The 15,874-nt window shown below is 72.9% G+C and carries 19 protein-coding genes; 17 read left to right on the top strand and 2 right to left on the bottom strand.

The annotated features are described in order from the left end of the window. Positions 1-8 precede the first annotated feature (8 nt). Positions 9-2,165 carry an NAD-dependent DNA ligase LigA gene (gene ligA, locus ACQPYX_RS22415; protein ID WP_433799482.1) on the top strand — a complete coding sequence of 719 codons (2,157 nt, stop codon included), beginning with the start codon at positions 9-11 and terminating at the stop codon, positions 2,163-2,165. Positions 2,166-2,311: 146 nt separating this feature from the next. Further along, positions 2,312-3,124: a 3-keto-5-aminohexanoate cleavage protein gene (locus ACQPYX_RS22410; protein ID WP_433799481.1), complete on the top strand. Its 813-nt coding sequence runs from the start codon at positions 2,312-2,314 to the stop codon at positions 3,122-3,124. A gap of 93 nt (positions 3,125-3,217) precedes the next feature. On the opposite strand, the gene ACQPYX_RS22405 is transcribed toward ACQPYX_RS22410, so the two are convergent. After that, entirely contained in the window at positions 3,218-3,895 is a 678-nt protein-coding gene (locus tag ACQPYX_RS22405) for an ACT domain-containing protein (protein ID WP_433799480.1), read from the bottom strand. 321 nt (positions 3,896-4,216) lie between these two features. Here ACQPYX_RS22405 and gatC point away from each other — a divergent pair, with 321 nt between their 5' ends. The 14 genes from gatC to ACQPYX_RS22335 all read left to right on the top strand — a co-directional run bounded on the left by gatC (position 4,217) and on the right by ACQPYX_RS22335 (position 15,309). Continuing rightward, positions 4,217-4,513, top strand: a complete 297-nt coding sequence (gatC, locus tag ACQPYX_RS22400; protein ID WP_433799479.1) for an Asp-tRNA(Asn)/Glu-tRNA(Gln) amidotransferase subunit GatC — start codon at positions 4,217-4,219, stop codon at positions 4,511-4,513. Further along, on the top strand, positions 4,510-6,033 hold the full coding sequence (gatA, locus tag ACQPYX_RS22395; RefSeq protein ID WP_433799478.1) for an Asp-tRNA(Asn)/Glu-tRNA(Gln) amidotransferase subunit GatA: 1,524 nt from the start codon (positions 4,510-4,512) through the stop codon (positions 6,031-6,033). Before gatC ends, gatA begins: the two co-directional genes overlap by 4 nt. Continuing rightward, positions 6,030-7,547, top strand: coding sequence for an Asp-tRNA(Asn)/Glu-tRNA(Gln) amidotransferase subunit GatB (gene gatB, locus ACQPYX_RS22390; RefSeq protein ID WP_433799477.1), 1,518 nt, complete (start codon positions 6,030-6,032; stop codon positions 7,545-7,547). The genes gatA and gatB overlap by 4 nt, the downstream gene beginning before the upstream one ends. Before the next feature lie 314 nt (positions 7,548-7,861). Next, the gene (locus tag ACQPYX_RS22385; protein WP_433799476.1) at positions 7,862-8,401 is read left to right on the top strand and encodes a hypothetical protein; all 540 of its coding nucleotides are present in this window, start codon (positions 7,862-7,864) and stop codon (positions 8,399-8,401) included. An 852-nt stretch (positions 8,402-9,253) separates the two neighbouring features. Beyond that, complete coding sequence (locus ACQPYX_RS22380) at positions 9,254-10,243, top strand: hypothetical protein (RefSeq protein WP_433799475.1); 990 nt, start codon at positions 9,254-9,256, stop codon at positions 10,241-10,243. After that, positions 10,236-11,441: an SRPBCC family protein gene (locus ACQPYX_RS22375; protein WP_433799474.1), complete on the top strand. Its 1,206-nt coding sequence runs from the start codon at positions 10,236-10,238 to the stop codon at positions 11,439-11,441. The genes ACQPYX_RS22380 and ACQPYX_RS22375 overlap by 8 nt, the downstream gene beginning before the upstream one ends. 65 nt (positions 11,442-11,506) lie before the next feature. After that, complete coding sequence (gvpJ, locus tag ACQPYX_RS22370; RefSeq protein WP_433799473.1) at positions 11,507-11,890, top strand: gas vesicle protein GvpJ; 384 nt, start codon at positions 11,507-11,509, stop codon at positions 11,888-11,890. Further along, on the top strand, positions 11,887-12,696 hold the full coding sequence (locus ACQPYX_RS22365) for a GvpL/GvpF family gas vesicle protein (RefSeq protein WP_433799472.1): 810 nt from the start codon (positions 11,887-11,889) through the stop codon (positions 12,694-12,696). The genes gvpJ and ACQPYX_RS22365 overlap by 4 nt, the downstream gene beginning before the upstream one ends. A 3-nt stretch (positions 12,697-12,699) precedes the next feature. Next, a complete protein-coding gene (locus tag ACQPYX_RS22360) occupies positions 12,700-12,945 on the top strand; it encodes a gas vesicle protein GvpG (RefSeq protein WP_230758427.1) in 246 nt (81 codons plus the stop codon). Then, positions 12,942-13,628: a gas vesicle protein GvpO gene (gene gvpO, locus ACQPYX_RS22355; protein WP_433799471.1), complete on the top strand. Its 687-nt coding sequence runs from the start codon at positions 12,942-12,944 to the stop codon at positions 13,626-13,628. Before ACQPYX_RS22360 ends, gvpO begins: the two co-directional genes overlap by 4 nt. 8 nt (positions 13,629-13,636) lie before the next feature. Beyond that, positions 13,637-14,035 carry a gas vesicle protein gene (locus ACQPYX_RS22350; protein WP_433799470.1) on the top strand — a complete coding sequence of 133 codons (399 nt, stop codon included), beginning with the start codon at positions 13,637-13,639 and terminating at the stop codon, positions 14,033-14,035. After that, a complete protein-coding gene (locus tag ACQPYX_RS22345; RefSeq protein WP_433799469.1) occupies positions 14,032-14,769 on the top strand; it encodes a GvpL/GvpF family gas vesicle protein in 738 nt (245 codons plus the stop codon). The genes ACQPYX_RS22350 and ACQPYX_RS22345 overlap by 4 nt, the downstream gene beginning before the upstream one ends. Continuing rightward, a complete protein-coding gene (locus ACQPYX_RS22340; protein WP_433799468.1) occupies positions 14,766-15,023 on the top strand; it encodes a gas vesicle protein in 258 nt (85 codons plus the stop codon). Before ACQPYX_RS22345 ends, ACQPYX_RS22340 begins: the two co-directional genes overlap by 4 nt. Continuing rightward, positions 15,016-15,309, top strand: coding sequence for a gas vesicle protein K (locus ACQPYX_RS22335; protein WP_433799467.1), 294 nt, complete (start codon positions 15,016-15,018; stop codon positions 15,307-15,309). Before ACQPYX_RS22340 ends, ACQPYX_RS22335 begins: the two co-directional genes overlap by 8 nt. Positions 15,310-15,313: 4 nt before the next feature. Here the strand turns inward: ACQPYX_RS22335 and ACQPYX_RS22330 are convergent, their stop codons facing one another. Beyond that, positions 15,314-15,571, bottom strand: coding sequence for a hypothetical protein (locus tag ACQPYX_RS22330; RefSeq protein ID WP_433799466.1), 258 nt, complete (start codon positions 15,569-15,571; stop codon positions 15,314-15,316). Between the two features lie 41 nt (positions 15,572-15,612). On the opposite strand from ACQPYX_RS22330, the gene ACQPYX_RS22325 reads away from it, so the two are divergent. Then, positions 15,613-15,873, top strand: a complete 261-nt coding sequence (locus ACQPYX_RS22325) for a hypothetical protein (protein WP_433799465.1) — start codon at positions 15,613-15,615, stop codon at positions 15,871-15,873. Position 15,874 lies beyond the last annotated feature (1 nt).

The following is a 15,874-nucleotide window of genomic DNA, read 5'->3' as shown; positions in this document are numbered from 1 at the left end:
TCGGCCCCGTGACCAGCGAGAGCCCCGTCGTGACCTCCCCGGACGTGCCGGCCGACGTGCAGGCGCGGCACAAGGAGCTGTCCGAACTGGTGGCCGACCACCAGTTCCGCTACTACGTGCTCGACGCCCCGATCGTCACCGACGGGGAGTTCGACGAGCTGTTCGGCGAGCTGCAGCGCCTCGAGGAGGAGCACCCGTCGCTCGTCACGCCCGCGAGCCCCACGCAGCGGGTCGGCGGCGGGTTCTCCACCGACTTCGTGGCGGTGGACCACCTGGAGCGGATGCTGTCGCTGGACAACGCGTTCGAGCCCGAGGAGCTGCGCGAGTGGGTGCTGCGCGTCCAGCGTGAGCTCGACTTCCCGCGCGACGAGCTGCAGTACCTCTGCGAGCTCAAGATCGACGGGCTCGCGGTCAACCTGCTCTACGAGAACGGCCACCTCACGCGCGCCCTGACCCGGGGTGACGGGCGCACCGGCGAGGACATCACGCTGAACATGCGCACGCTGGCCGACGTGCCCACCGAGCTGACCGGCACCGACGAGTTCCCGGTGCCCGAGCTCATGGAGGTCCGCGGCGAGGTGTTCTTCCGGGTGGAGGACTTCGAGGAGCTCAACGCCGGGCTCGTCGCGGCCGGCAAGCAGCCGTTCGCCAACCCGCGCAACTCCGCCGCCGGCAGCCTGCGGCAGAAGGACCCGCGCGTCACCGCCACGCGCCCGCTGCGCCTCATCTGCCACGGCCTGGGCAAGCGGCGCGGCTTCACCCCCGAGCGCCAGTCGCAGGCCTACGACGCGCTCGCCGCGTGGGGCCTCCCGGTCTCGACGCACACGCGGGTGCTGCACGGCGTCGACGCGGTCATCGAGCACACGCGGTGGTGGGGCGAGCACCGGCACGACGCCGAGCACGAGATCGACGGCGTGGTGGTGAAGGTCGACGACGTCACGCTGCAGCGGCGCCTCGGCTCGACGGCGCGCGCGCCGCGCTGGGCGATCGCCTACAAGTACCCGCCCGAGCAGGCCACGACGACGCTGCGGAACATCAGCGTCAACGTCGGCCGCACCGGCCGGGTCACGCCGTTCGCGGAGATGGACCCGGTGCTGGTGGCCGGCTCGACGGTGTCGATGGCGACGCTGCACAACGCCGGGGAGGTGGAGCGCAAGGGCGTCCTGATCGGCGACCGGGTGATCATCCGCAAGGCGGGCGACGTCATCCCCGAGGTGCTGGGCCCGGTCGTCGAGGCGCGCGACGGGAGCGAGCACGCCTTCGTCATGCCCACCCACTGCCCGGAGTGCGGCACCGAGCTGCGGCAGATGCGGGAGGGCGACAAGGACCTGCGCTGCCCCAACTCCCGGTCCTGCCCCGCCCAGCTGCGGGAGCGGTTGTTCCACGTGGCCGGCCGCGGCGCGTTCGACATCGAGGTGCTGGGCTACGAGGCGGCGACCGCCCTGCTGCAGTCCGGCGTCCTGCACGACGAGGGCGACGTCTTCGCGCTGACCGCCGACCAGCTCGAGCAGGTCCCGCTCTTCCGGACGAAGGCCGGCAACGTCTCGGCGAACGGGCGCAAGCTGCTCGCGAACCTGGAGAGCGCGAAGCACCGACCGCTGTGGAAGGTCCTCGTCGGGCTCTCGATCCGGCACGTCGGGCCCACCGCGGCGCAGGCGCTCGCGCGGCACTTCCGGTCGGTCGAGGCGATCGACGCGGCCACCGAGGAGGAGCTCGCCGACGTCGACGGGGTCGGGCCCACGATCGCGGCGGCCGTCCGCGAGTGGTTCGCGGTGGACTGGCACCGCGAGGTCGTCGAGAAGTGGCGCGCGGCGGGGGTCGACCTGGCCGAGGAGGTCGACGAGTCGACGCCGCGCACCCTCGAGGGCCTCTCGGTGGTGGTGACGGGCTCGCTCCCGGAGTTCTCCCGCGACGAGGCCAAGGAGGCCATCCTCGCCCGCGGCGGACGCGCGGCCGGCTCGGTGTCGAAGAAGACCGCGTTCGTGGTGGTGGGCGACGAGCCGGGCTCGAAGTACGACAAGGCGGTGGCGGCGAAGGTGCCGATCCTCGACGAGGCCGGCTTCCGGGTGCTGCTCGAGCAGGGCCCGGACGCGGCCCGCGAGGTGGCGCAGATCGGCGAGGAGGGCGCCGCGGAGTCGACGGAGGGGCAGGACGCCGCAGAGTGACCGCCCTGTGGCGGACGGGTGGCGTTGCGGAAAAAGCGTGCAGACGCACGTGCAGACGTTGCCGTCGACACCCAGGAGGTTGAAGACTGTACGCATCCGGGCCACGCTGTCGTCCCCGGGACGGTGCACGAGGGAGGTGACGTCAGGTGTTGCAGTGCTGCCCCAACGGCGCCCGCCCCGCCGACGTCTACCCCGCCGTCCCGATGACGCCCCGGCACCTGGCCCGGGACGCCCGCGCGGTCGCCGCCCTCGGCGTCACGAGCTTCCACGTGCACCCGCGGGACGTCGACGGCCAGGAGAGCCTCGACCCCGGGCCGATCGGGGCCGTGGTCGCCGCGATCCGGCAGGCCGCCCCGTCGATGGAGATCGGCGTCACCACGGCCCGCTGGGTCGAGCCGAACCCCTTCAAACGCACCGAGCTCGTCCAGCAGTGGGCCCGGCTGCCGCAGCACGCCCGCCCCGACGTCGCCTCGGTGAACGTGCACGAGCGCGGGTGGGAGATCGTCTGCGAGGCGCTCGAGTCGGTGGGCATCGGCATCGAGCTCGGCGTGTGGACCACCGGCGACGCGGTGCAGCTCAAGCAGGCCGGGGTCCCGGCGGGCACGGTGCGGGTCCTCGCCGAGGTCACGGTCACCGACCCGGAGACCGCCGTGGCCGAGGCGGTGCGGATCCTCAAGGCGCTCGGCCCGATGCAGGTGCCGATCCTGCTGCACGGCGAGGAGGACGGCGCCTGGCCGGTGCTCGACTACGCGCGCCGCAACAACCTCGACACCCGGATCGGCTTCGAGGACACCCTCAAGGGACCGGACGGCACCTGGCTCGCCACCGGCAACGAGGAGCTCGTCCGCTACGCCCTGGGGCAGGCCGTGACACCGCGCCTCGCCGAGCGCCGACGCCCCGGGTGGGGCTCGACCTTCGGCGGCTTCGGGTTGCGCGGGCGCCCCGACCACCGACGCTGAGGGTCCGGCTCGGGCCGCGAGCGTGACGACAGGAAGGTCCGCGGCGCCCGGACCGTGCCTGGTGTGCCCCTCGCGAGGGCGGGTGCGGCCGACTCAGCCCGTCATCGTGGCGACGATGCCGGCGAGGTGGGAGAGCCGGGCCAGCTCCGAGGGCCGGAAGCCCGGGCCGCCGGGGCGTCCGACCACCAACGCCCGGTCCGAGCGCCCCACCGGCGCGGCGGCGAGTTCGGTGTCGAGGTCGGTCCAGGCCGAGGGCACCGACTGCCCGGCGCCCGGGTCGAGCACGGTCGCCTTCACCAGGGGCAGCCACGGCAGGGTCTCGGCCTCGGTCTCCGGGGCGGCCGAGCTGGCCGCGACCCGCCGGACGCGGGTGCCGCCGTCGCTCCACACGTCGCCGGTCGAGGCCTCGACCACGAGGGCCCACGCCGACCGGAAGATGCGCGGCACGGCGTCGACCAGCAGGACGATGCCCTCCTCGGGGGCCGCGGCCACGCTCTCCACGAGTTCGAGCTCGCGCGCGGTGTCGAGCGGGCCGAAGAACGGACGGACCGACTCGACCACCACGTCGCGCACCGACTCCGCGGCGGTGATCAGGACGTCGGGTGGGCGGGCCGAGGGCAGGTCGACCACGAGGTCGTCCACGGCCTGGCCCTGGTGACGTTCCACCACGTCGACGCTGAGGATGTCCGCGCCCTCGACCCCGAGGGCCGAGGCCACCGCGCCGAGGGTGCCCGGTCGATCCGGGAGCACCACGCGCAGCAGGTAGGTCACGTCGCCTCCGTCCGTCTCGTCCCGTCCTGGCGGTGCGTCCCGCCCGGCACCGACCGCGCGCCCGGGACCTCCGGACGGGGCAGCGGCCACCCGTCGTCGGGCGCGGCGAGTGTGCCAGTCGAGCGGCCCGCGGGCGAGGAGGGCGGGGTGGAGCCGCCGTCGCCGACCGCCCGGCGGGAGGTGGCCCGGAGGCGGTCCCGGCAAACCTCGTCCCCGTCGGGGCCGCCTAGACTGGATCGGTACCTCCCGCGCCACCGCGCGAGGGGCCCCGACATCGAGGGGTCGAGCTCCGCTGCGCTCCGTCTCCCCACACGGAGGATCATGTCCGACATCACGCGCTCCGACGTCGCGCACCTGGCCCGACTGGCCCGCCTGGCCGTCACCGACGACGAGCTCGACGTGTTCTCCGGGCAGCTCGACGCGATCCTCGACACCGTGGGTCGCGTCTCGGAGATCCCCGACGACGTGCCGCCCACCAGCCACGTCGCCCCGTTGACCAACGTCCTGCGGCCCGACGAGCCCGCGCCCAGCCTGTCCCGGGAGGCCGCCCTCGCCGGCGCGCCCGAGGCCGAGGAGGGCCGCTTCCGCGTGCCGCGCATCCTGGGGGAGTCGCAGTGAGCGAGCTGACCCGTCTGTCCGCCGAGGAGATCGCCCGCCGCGTCCAGGCGCGCGAGGTCTCCTCCGTCGAGGTGACCCGCGCGCACCTGGACCGCATCGAGGCCGTCGACGGCGCGCTCAACGCGTTCCTGCACGTCGACCGCGACACCGCGCTCGCCGCGGCCGAGGCGGTGGACGCCGAGATCGCGTCCGGCACGGTCCGCGGCCCGCTGGCCGGCGTCCCGGTCGCCGTCAAGGACAACATCGCGACGAGCGACCTGCCCACGACCTGCGCCTCGCGCATCCTCGAGGGCTGGCGGCCGCCCTACGACGCGACCGTCGTGCGCCGCCTGCGCGACGGCGGGCTCGTGCCGCTGGGCAAGACCAACCTCGACGAGTTCGCCATGGGCGGCTCGAACGAGAACTCCGCGTTCGGGCCCGTCCGCAACCCGTGGGACCCGTCGCGCGTCTCCGGCGGGTCGAGCGGCGGGTCCGCCGCCGCCACCGCGGCGGGCGAGGCGCCGCTGGCCCTCGGGTCGGACACCGGCGGCTCGATCCGCCAGCCCGGCGCGTTCACCGGCATCGTCGGCGTCAAGCCGACCTACGGCACGGTCTCCCGCTTCGGGCTGGTCGCCTTCTCCTCGTCGCTGGACCAGATCGGCACCTTCGGGCGCAGCGTGCTCGACGCGGCCCTGCTCCACGAGGTCGTCGGCGGCCACGACCCGGCCGACCAGACCTCCATCGACGCGCCGCTGCCGCCCGTCGTCGAGGCGGCCCTGGCCGGGGCCCGTGGCGACCTCGCCGGGGTCCGGGTCGGCGTCGTCCGGGAGCTCGCCGGCGAGGGCAACCAGCCCGGGGTGCTCACGGCGTTCACCGACGCGGTGCGGGTGCTGACCGACCTGGGCGCGGACGTCGTCGAGGTCGACTGCCCCTCGTTCACCTACGCCGTCCCGGCCTACTACCTGATCGCGCCGAGCGAGGCGTCGTCGAACCTGGCCCGGTTCGACGCCATGCGCTACGGCCTGCGGGTCGGCGACGACGGGTCGCACTCGACCGACGAGGTCATGTCGCTGACGCGCGAGGCGGGCTTCGGCCCGGAGGTCAAGCGCCGCATCATGATCGGCACGCACGCCCTCTCGGCGGGGGCCTACGACGCGCTCTACGGGCGCGCCCAGAAGGCCCGGACGCTGATCGTGCGCGACTTCGCCGCCGCGTTCGAGCACTGCGACGTGCTGGTCTCGCCGACCGTGCCCACCACCGCCTTCCCGCTCGGCGAGCGGGTGGACGACCCGGTCGCGATGTACCTCGCCGACCTCTGCACGATCCCGACCAACCTGGCCGGCAACGCCGCCCTCTCGGTGCCGTGCGGGGTCTCCGCCGACGACGGACTCCCGGTCGGCCTGCAGGTCATGGCCCCGGCCCTCGCCGACGACCGCGCCTACCGGGTGGCGGCCGCCTACGAACTGGCCCGGGACACGTCGTCGGGAACGCCGTTCGCCGCCACCATCCCGGAGCCCGCCGTCCTGGAGACCACCTCATGACCAGCACCGTCGACGCGGCGCCCTACACCGTCGAGGAGGTCTGCGAGCGCTTCGACCCCGTGATGGGGCTCGAGGTGCACGTGGAGCTCAACACCGCCACCAAGATGTTCTGCGGCTGCCGCAACGAGTTCGGCGCGGAGCCGAACACGAACGTCTGCCCGGTGTGCCTGGGGCTGCCCGGATCGCTGCCGCGGGTCAACGCCCGCGCCGTCGAGGGCGCCGTCAAGATCGGCCTGGCCCTGAACTGCCAGGTGCGCGAGCGCAGCGGCTTCGCCCGGAAGAACTACTTCTACCCGGACATGCCGAAGAACTTCCAGATCTCCCAGTACGACGACCCGATCGTCTTCGACGGGTACCTCGACGTCCCGCTCGACGACGGGACGACGTGGCGGGTGGAGATCGAGCGCGCCCACATGGAGGAGGACACCGGCAAGTCGCTGCACATGGGCGGCGCGACGGGTCGCATCCACGGTGCCTCGTACTCCCTGCTCGACTACAACCGGGCCGGCGTCCCGCTCATCGAGATCGTCACCAAGCCGATCCTCGGGGCCGGGGTGCGGGCGCCGGAGATCGCCCGGGCCTACGTCTCGGCGCTGCGCGACGTCATCCAGGGCCTGGGGGTCTCCGACGTCCGCATGGACCAGGGCTCGATGCGCTGCGACGCGAACGTCTCCCTCATGCCGAAGGGCACGACGGAGTTCGGCACCCGCACCGAGACCAAGAACGTCAACTCGCTGCGGTCGGTCGAACGGGCCGTGCGCTACGAGATGGGCCGCCACGCCGGTGTCCTGCTCTCCGGCGGCACGATCACCCAGGAGACCCGCCACTTCGACGAGCAGTCCGGCACCACGTCCGCCGGGCGGCCGAAGGAGACCTTCGCCGACTACCGCTTCTTCCCCGAGCCCGACCTGGTGCCGATCGAGCCGTCGGCCGCCTGGGTGGAGGAGCTGCGGGCGGGTCTGCCGGAGCGGCCCTGGGAGCGGCGCGCCCGGATCCAGACCGAGTGGGGCCTGTCCGACGAGGAGCTGCGCGACCTGGTGAACGCCGGGGCGCTCGACCTCGTCGCCGACACCGTCGAGGCGGGTGCGCCGGCCGAGTCGGCCCGCTCGTGGTGGGTCTCGTACCTGACCCAGCAGGCCAACGCGGCGGGCGTGGAGCTCGCGGAGCTGGCGATCACGCCGGCCGACGTGGCCCGGGTGATCGCCCTGGTCGCCGAGGGGACGCTCACCAACAAGCTCGCCCGCCAGGTGGTCGACGGCGTGCTGGCCGGGGAGGGCACGCCCGACGACGTGGTCGCCGGCCGCGGACTGGCGGTGGTCAGCGACGACTCGGCGCTCACGGCGGCCGTCGACGAGGCGCTCGCGGCCCAGCCGGCCATCGCCGAGAAGATCCGGGCGGGCAAGACGAAGGCGGCCGGCGCCATCGTCGGCGCGGTCATGAAGGCGACGCGGGGCCAGGCGGACGCGGCCCGCGTGCAGTCGCTGGTGCTGGAGCGGGTCGCCGCCGGCTCCTGACACACCCCCCTCCCGCCCTCCCGAACGAACGGCACTCTCGCGCAGATAGAAGCTGCGAGGGTGCCGTTCGTGCGTGACGGGCTGATCACCGACGGTGTGCGACGGGCACGGTGCGTGACGGCAAGCACCTTTTTCGACGCCCGTTGTGACCGATCCGTAACCCGATCGCAGGTCGTCCGTTGGAGTGGGCGGAGAACGGCTCGTAGCTGGACTCCGGGTGGATCATCCCTTGATCCGCCGTCCGGTCGTATCCGCACACCCCGATAGGAGGAGGCCTTCGCATGGGCGCTCATCACGCTCCCCACGCTCCCCACGTGGCGTCCCAGGCTGCCCGCCTCGCCGGCCGCGGCGCCTTCACGGCCGCGGCCGTCGCCGTCGTCGCCGGCGGCACCGCCTCGATGGCGTTCGCGCACGAGGCGCCCACCGCCCACGAGCTGCAGTCCGCGGGCCACTCCGCGGCCCAGCAGATCCAGGGCAAGATCACCGACGGTGCCCACCAGGTCAGCGAGGCCTCGACGAAGGTCCGCTCCGGCTCCGGCGCCGACCTGGCGCACCGGGCGTCGGACGTCGCGTCCTCGCTCAAGGAGCAGGCCTCGTCCTCGGTCCTCGCCGACATGGCCACCGACGGCGGCCACGCGCTGAGCAACACCACGAACGACCTCGAGCACGCGCGGTACAACTGGACGACCGCCGCGCAGGACGGGCTCACCGCCGACGAGGCGTCCGAGCAGTTCGGTCTCATGGGCGACGACGTGCAGCACGCCCTGGACAACGGCCGCAACGACATCCAGCACTGGGGCGGGAAGCTGTCGTCCTCCGCTCCGGCGCAGCTGTCGCTCCTCTCGTTCGGCTAGTCCAGCTCGACCAGCCCCGCGTCGTCCGGCCCTCCCCGATCGGCCCCGGACGCGGGGTCGGGTGCCGGGTCTCCCCACCCGGCACGTGCGGCGACACGGCCGACGGGCCACCCCGACCGACTCCGACCCGGTCGGCAGCCCGCTCGTCCGCGTCGTCCGCTCCCCGAACCCACGGCCCCGTCCTCACCCCGCTGCCCCGGGGTGGAGGCGGGGCCGTGGTGCGTCCCGGGCCGGGCGCGAACGTCGCCACGAACGTCCGGATGCGGAGCATCGCGGCCGCCCGGGAGAGGCGGCGCGGTCCGGTGTGGTCCCGGTCTCACATGCCAGGTCCGGACGGATGCCGGGAGCAGGACCGGACGGCGCACTAGCCGTGCTGCTGATCCGCGCTGGAACGGCGGCCGAAGGGTTCAGCAACGCTCCTCTCCCTCTCACTCATCGAGAGGATGACCGACCGCGTCCGGACGATCTTCGTCCGTGTTCGGACGAGCGCCGGTACTGCTGACCGGTCCATTCGTGGAATACGAATGCCCATTGTCGTCGGACCGATCGACCCTATTTGCGGAAGCATCCGCGGAGTCGGTTCTCGCATTCATCCGCCCCCTGCAGAACCGTGCTCGCAGCCGTTCGGCCGAACCTTTCCGGATCTCCTCCCTCGCCGTCGCGGCTGCCGATCACGACTTGTAGGGTCCGCGGCCACCGGTGCTCGGCGGAAATGTCGACACGGTTGGCCGACGAGGTTTGGAGACGCCGAGTGTTCGGGAAAGACGGCGACCACGCGCGAGGGATCGAACCAGCGCGCCCGATCGAATTGCGGGGTAACTGCTGATGGGTGGCGCGAAACTGCTTCTCGCCGTGGTGGGGGGATACCTCCTCGGGCGGACGAAGAAGATGAAACTGGCGATCATGCTCGGCGGGGCCCTCGTCGGGAAGAAGATCCCGACCGATCCGACCCAGCTGCTCGCGGCCGCGTCGAAGCTCGTGGACGCCTCCCCGGAACTCCAGCGGCTCGACACCGCGGTCCGGGGCCGCCTGCTCGAGGTCGGCAAGGAGGCCGCGCTGGCCGCGGCGAGCGCCCGCATGGAGGCCCTGACCGACAGCCTCGTCGACCGCGTGGAGAACCTCGGCAAGCCGGCCTCGGGGGCCGCGCAGGCCGCCGGCCAGGCGGCGACCCAGGCGGGCGGCGCGGTCGGCGACACCGCGACGCAGGCCGGCGGTGCGGTCGGGGAGACGGTGGGCCGGACCGGCAAGGCGGTCGGCGGCGCGGCCGGGTCCGCGGGCGGGGCGGTCCGCAAGGGCCTCGGGCGGCGCCGCAAGCGCGGCGAGCAGAACGAGGAGCCGGTCGAGGACACCTCGGCCGTGCCCGTCGACGAGGACGAGGACGTCCTCGAGGACGACCCCCGTGACGAGGTCGACGAGGTCGACGAGGCGGGCGAGGACCGCGACGAGGACGTCGCCGAGCAGGGCGCGGCGGACGACGACACCACCGACGACGACACGGTCGACGACGAGCCGGTCGACGACGACGCGGCGGGGGCCGAGGCGACGGACGAGGCGCCGCAGGACGACGACGCCGGCGCGGACGACCGGGCCGACGCGCCCGTCACCGACCAGGAACGGCCTCGTCGCGCCCGCCGGACGGCCGCGTCGGGCGGTTCCGGCTCCGGCTCCGGTGCGGCGACGAAGTCCGGTCGCACCCGGACCGCGGCCGCGAGCAAGAGCTCGTCGAACAACGGGCGCTCGGCCTCGACGGGCCGGTCGTCCCGCTCGTCGTCGGGGGGTGGCCGCTCGCGATCGGGCGCCGCCGCCTCGTCGGGCCGCAGGACGAGGGGAAGCGATGACTGAGACCGCGACGAACACCGCGGGCAGCGCCGGCTCGGTCGCCGGCGCACTGCCCACCGACGCGCTGAAGGAGGCTGCCCAGCGCCTGGTCCAGGCGCTGGTCAGCAAGCTCGGGGACGCCGCTCTCCAGCAGGTGGAGGGCCTGACCGACCGGCTCACCGACGTCGCGGAGAACGGCGGTGTCGGTCTGACGAGCGCGTTCGGCGGCGGCGGGTCCGACGGCGAGGGAGGCGGTCCGATCATGGGTGCCCTGAAGGGTGGCGCCGGCTCGCTTAAGGACAAGGTCACCGGAGCGCTCGGCAACGTCGTGCCCGGCCTCGGCGGCGGGGACGACGACGAGGACGACGCCGACGGCGAGGGCGGTGGCGGCGGCAACGCCGGTGCCCGCGGCAAGTTCAAGTTCATGAACATCTTCGAGGTCCAGGACGTCGGGGTCCCGCTGCGGCTGGCCTACGACCAGTGGACGCAGTTCGCCGACTTCCCGAGCTTCATGAAGAAGGTCGAGAACGTCGACCAGTCCTCCGACGAGAAGGTCACCTGGCACGCGAAGGTCTTCTGGTCGAAACGCTCGTGGGACACCACGATCGTCGAACAGATTCCCGACTCGCACATCCTCTGGGTCTCCTCGGGCCAGAAGGGGCGCGCCGACGGAATCGTGACCTTCAGCGAGCTGGCGCCGAACCTGACGCGCATCGTGCTGATCATGGAGTACTACCCCCAGGGATTCTTCGAGAAGACCGGGAACCTGTGGCGGGCGGTCGGACGGCGGGCGCGTCTCGAGTTCAAGCACTTCTGTCGGCACGTGATGATGGATTCGTTGGTCAACCGAGACCAGATCGAGGGCTGGCGCGGCGAGATTCGCGACAGCGAGGTCGTCAAGACCCACGAGGAGGCCCTCGAGGAGGAGCGCGCCGCGGAGGAGTCGGACGACGAGCTCGCGGACGAGCCCTCGGACGAGGAGCTCGACGAGGACGAACTCGCCGACGACGAGCTGGACGACGAGGACCTCGCCGACGAGGAGCTGGACGAGGCCGATCTCGCCGACGACGAGTTCGACGACGAGGACCTCGCGGACGACGGGGACGACGTCGACGACACGGACGACCTCGAGGACACCGAGGACGCCGAGGACGCCGAGCAGGGCGACCGGGGTTCCCGCTCGTCCCGACGCCGCGGGCGACGGCAGCCGGCGCCCGCCTGACCCACGACACCCCTCCGGGTCCAGCAGCGCGCCCGGTCACGTGAACATCGGTGCGAGGAGGAGACGTGACCGTCAGCCAACGTCAGGGCGGTGGGGTGCAGAAGGCCCCGCAGGGCGGCCTGGCCGAGGTCCTGGATCTGATCCTGGACAAGGGTCTGGTGATCGACGCCTTCGTCAAGGTCTCACTGGTCGGTATCGAGATCCTGACGATCGACGCGCGCATCGTCGTCGCGAGCGTCGACACCTACCTGCGGTTCGCCGAGGCGACGAACCGGCTCGACCTGCACGCCAAGGGGGGCAAGGACCTCGGCGAGTTCATGGGTGGCATGACCGAGAACGTCACCCAGGGCGGGGCCAAGGGGAAGACGAAGGGCGTCCTGGACGCCGGCAAGGAGAAGTGGGACGAGCTCCGCGAGGAGCGCCGTTCGAGCCGGAAGCAGGAGTCGTGAGCGAGGCGCCGGAGCAGGACTCCGGCGGGGAGCGGGTCGGGTCCTACGTGTACGGCATCCTGCGCTCCGGGCAGCGCATCCCCGACGGGTTGGAGGGGATCGACACCGGGAGCGAGGCGGGCGAGTCCGGTCTCGGGCTGGTCAGCGCCGGGCCGCTCGCCGCGGTCGTCAGCGACGTCGCGGTGGACCGTCCGCTGGGGACGCGTCAGCACCTGCTCGCGCACGAGCGGGTGCTGAACGCGATCGCCGTCGAGACGGCCGTCCTGCCGATGCGGTTCGGCGGCGTGCTCACCGACGACGACGCGGTCCGCGCGGAACTGCTCGAGCCGCACCGGGACTACTTCACCCGGGCGCTCGAGGACATGGCGGACCTCGTCCAGTTCTCGCTGCGCGGGGACTACGACCAGGACGTGATCCTCACCCGGATCGTCGAGGAGAACCCGTCCGTCCGGGACCTGCGGGAACGCATCTCGGGCATGGACGAGGACAGCTCCTACTACGACCGGGTCAAGCTCGGCGAGGCCGTCTCGCAGGCGATGGACGCCATTCGCGCCGCGGATGCCGACGCGACGCTGGACGCGCTCGGGCGCTACGCGGTGGCGACGGTGGTCAAGGAGGCCAGCGGGGAGACCGGCGCGGTGCACGTCGCGTTCCTCGTCCGCCGGGACCACCGCACCGACTTCGAGCGGGCCGTGGACGACCTGGGCGACGAGTGGTCGGGCCGGGTCGAGCTCCGGCTGTTCGGGCCGACGGCGTGCTTCGACTTCCTCCCGGAGTACGACGTGCCGGATCAGGACGGTGAGTGAGCCGTGGGGCTGTTCACCGAACTGCTCCTGCTGCCGCTCGCGCCCGTCCGCGGCGTGGTGTGGGTGGCCGAACGGATCGAGGAGCAGGTCGACCACCGGCTGAACGACCCGGCGGTGATCCGCGCCCAGATCGACGATCTCGACGCCGCGCACGAGCGCGGCGAGATCAGCGAGGCCGAGCGGGACGCCCAGCAGGACGTGCTGCTCGCGCGGCTGACCGGCCGGGAGCCGTCGGGCGGCGGGTCGTGAGCGGGGCGGACCGCCGCGCCCGTCGCAACCCGCTCGAGGAGGCCGACCGCCGCCGCTCCGGTGGCCGGTCGGCCTCCTCGACGGCGGGTGCCCGCCGTCGGCGGCGCGACCCGGACGACGAGCCGGACCGGACCCGTCGTCGGGACGAGGAGGCGGCGGCCCCGACCGACCAGGAGCGCCCCCGCCGCCGTCGGGGCGACCAGAGCAGGCAGAGCGACCGGAGCAACGGCCACGCCCCGACGGACCAGGAGCGCCCCCGCCGTCGTCGGGAGGACCCGGGGGAGCCGGAGCCCGACGACCGCGGTGCGCCGGACGAGCCCGAGGACCTCGAGCCCGACGACGTCGAGGACGAGCCGGACGACGTCGACGAGGACGAGGACCAGGACGACGAGCCGGAGCCGGAACCCGAGCCGCAGCGGCCCCGCAAGGTCCCCGCGCGCGTGGTGGCGCGCTGGGCGGCGGAGCAGGTCATGGAGATGACGGGCAAGGAGTCCGAGAGCGTCACCTCCGTGCGGCGGGACGAGGACGGGTGGACGGTCTCGCTCGAGGTCGTCGAGAGCCGTCGCATCCCCGACTCGACCGACCTGCTCGCCATCTACGAGGTCGAGATGGACGCCGACGGCGAGCTCGTCGGCTACAAGCGGGTCTCCCGCTACACCCGCGGCCGGGGCGACGACGACTAGGAGGACCGATGAACGAGCCGGTCCGGTGGACGGGCTCGATGCCTCCGGCGCAGGGCCGACAGGGCGGCCAGGCCGCCCGCGCGCCGAGTGGCACCGATCTCGCGGACATCCTGGAACGGGTGCTCGACAAGGGCATCGTGATCGCCGGGGACATCCAGATCAACCTGCTCGACATCGAGCTGCTGACGATCAAGCTCCGCCTCGTCGTCGCGTCCGTCGACAAGGCCAAGGAGATGGGCATCGACTGGTGGGAGCGCGACCCGACCCTCTCGGCGGGCCGCACCGAGCTGGAGGAGGAGAACGAACGGCTGCGCGAGCGGATCACGGCCCTGGAGCAGGCGCAGGCCCGGCCGGCCCGGCGCCGGAAGAAGGTCGAGCGGGCGCCGGAGCCGGAGGGGGAGTCGTGATCACCTACCTGTACGCGGTCGGTCGGGATCTCGAGCGGGTTCCCGACGTCGGGTCGGGCGGGGTCGCCGGGGGAGCGCTGCGGTTGGTCGACGAGGCGGGTCTGCAGGCGGTGGTCTCCGACGTGGACCGGGAGGCGTTCGAGGACCTGGAGGCGCACCGCGAGGACCTCGCCTGGCTCGCCGAGGTCGCGCGGGCGCACCACGGCGTGGTCGAGGCGGTGGGTCGGGAGCACGCGGTGGCGCCCCTGGCCCTGGCGACGGTCTACCTCGACGACGACCGGGTGCGGGCCGTCCTGCGGGAGAGCCGGGAGGAGTTCGCGGCGGTGCTCGACCGGGTCGACGGGCGGGACGAGTGGGGTGTGAAGGCCTACGTCCGCCCGGCGGCGGCACGCTCGGCGGCGGGTGGGCGGCCGAGCTCGGGCGCCGCGTACCTCCGGGCCCGCCGGGAGGCCCTGCGCGAGGGGGACGCCGCGGTGGCGGCCGCCGAACGGGAGGCCGACGCGGTGGACGCCGCGGTCGCGGGGCTGGCCGTGCAGGCGCGGCGGCACCCGCCGCAGGACCGCTCGCTGACCGGGCGTCCGGAGCAGATGGTGCTCAACGGTGCCTACCTCGTGGACCGTTCGGCGGCCGAGGAGCTGCGGGCGCTGGTGGAGCGGCTCGCCCGCGAGGGGTCGATCGACCTCGAGCTGACCGGTCCGTGGGTCCCGTACTCGTTCGCGGGGCGGGCGTCATGACCGTCGAGCACCGCGAGACGTCGCTGTTCGGGGACCGCGAGGTGGCGCTCGTCGACCTGCTCGACCGTCTCCTCGCGGGCGGGGTGGTGCTCACCGGGGACCTGACGATCTCGCTCGCCGGGGTCGACCTGGTGCGCATCTCGCTGCGCGCGTTGATCACCTCGATCGCCCCGGCGGAGCCCGGTCCCACGGTGGCGGTGCGGTCCGAGCGGGTCGCCTCCGAGCGGGTCGACGGGGGACGGCCCGATGGCTGACCCGCCGTCGGAGAACCGGATCGAGATCGACAAGGACGCGGTGCGCCGCGATCTCATGAAACTCGTCCTGACGATCGTCGAACTCCTGCGTCAGTTGATGGAGCGACAGGCGATCCGGCGGGCGGAGAACTCCGAACTCACCGAGCAGCAGGAGGAGGACCTGGGAACGGCACTCATGTTGCTCTCGGACGCCATGGACGAATTGACCGAGCAGTTCGGGCTCACGCCCGCGGATCTCAACCTCGATCTCGGCCCGCTCGGTCCGCTGCTGCCTCGTGACCGGTGACGCCTCAGCGGTCGGAGATGGTCTCGATCGAGGCCTTGAGCCCGCGGTTGATCTCGTCCAACTCCAGCGTGCGCGGCCCTTCGTTGAGGGTGAGCGACTCGATGACACCCCAGTTGATCAGCACCATCGCCCCGCTGTCGGTGCGGTAGCGGAGCACCTTCGCGTTCTCGACGAGCTCGTGCAGATGGGAGGCGACCTCGTCCATCGGCTCCTCGAACTTGAGGGTCAGCGGAATCTGAGGAAGGGAGACGTAGACGGTCACGCGCCGATTCTACGATTTCCCGCAGTGAGGAGGAAGAATTCATGGAGATCGACGGGATCGAGGTCCTGGAATCGTCCGAGGACCACGGGTACTCCTGGCGGTGGGACGATCCGCGCGGTTTCGAGTCGGAGATCCTGTGGGACCGGCAGATCGGTTACCTGACCCTCGGGACCAGGGTGCCGCCGGGCGGCTGGACCCATTCGACGCTCGACGCGCAGCGGTGGGGCCACGCGCGCACGGTGTACGAGGCCCGCGACGCCGTCGAGCGTTACGTCACGCAGGCGACCGCCAAACCGGACTGAG

The sequence above is a fragment of the Actinomycetospora sp. CA-084318 genome, from assembly GCF_050955885.1.
Taxonomy (GTDB): Bacteria; Actinomycetota; Actinomycetes; order Mycobacteriales; family Pseudonocardiaceae; genus Actinomycetospora.
Note: the sequence above shows the minus strand (reverse complement) of the source record. Positions and strands in the feature narration are given on the sequence as shown.

Bases quoted from the DNA above. Each gene is read 5' to 3' on its own strand.
- gatC (WP_433799479.1), top strand. From the start codon at position 4,217: ATGTCCGACATCACGCGCTCCGACGTCGCGCACCTGGCCCGACTGGCC.
- gatB (WP_433799477.1), top strand. From the start codon at position 6,030: ATGACCAGCACCGTCGACGCGGCGCCCTACACCGTCGAGGAGGTCTGC.
- ACQPYX_RS22375 (WP_433799474.1), top strand. From the start codon at position 10,236: ATGACTGAGACCGCGACGAACACCGCGGGCAGCGCCGGCTCGGTCGCC.
- ACQPYX_RS22350 (WP_433799470.1), top strand. From the start codon at position 13,637: ATGAACGAGCCGGTCCGGTGGACGGGCTCGATGCCTCCGGCGCAGGGC.
- ACQPYX_RS22340 (WP_433799468.1), top strand. From the start codon at position 14,766: ATGACCGTCGAGCACCGCGAGACGTCGCTGTTCGGGGACCGCGAGGTG.
- ACQPYX_RS22335 (WP_433799467.1), top strand. From the start codon at position 15,016: ATGGCTGACCCGCCGTCGGAGAACCGGATCGAGATCGACAAGGACGCG.
- ACQPYX_RS22325 (WP_433799465.1), top strand. From the start codon at position 15,613: ATGGAGATCGACGGGATCGAGGTCCTGGAATCGTCCGAGGACCACGGG.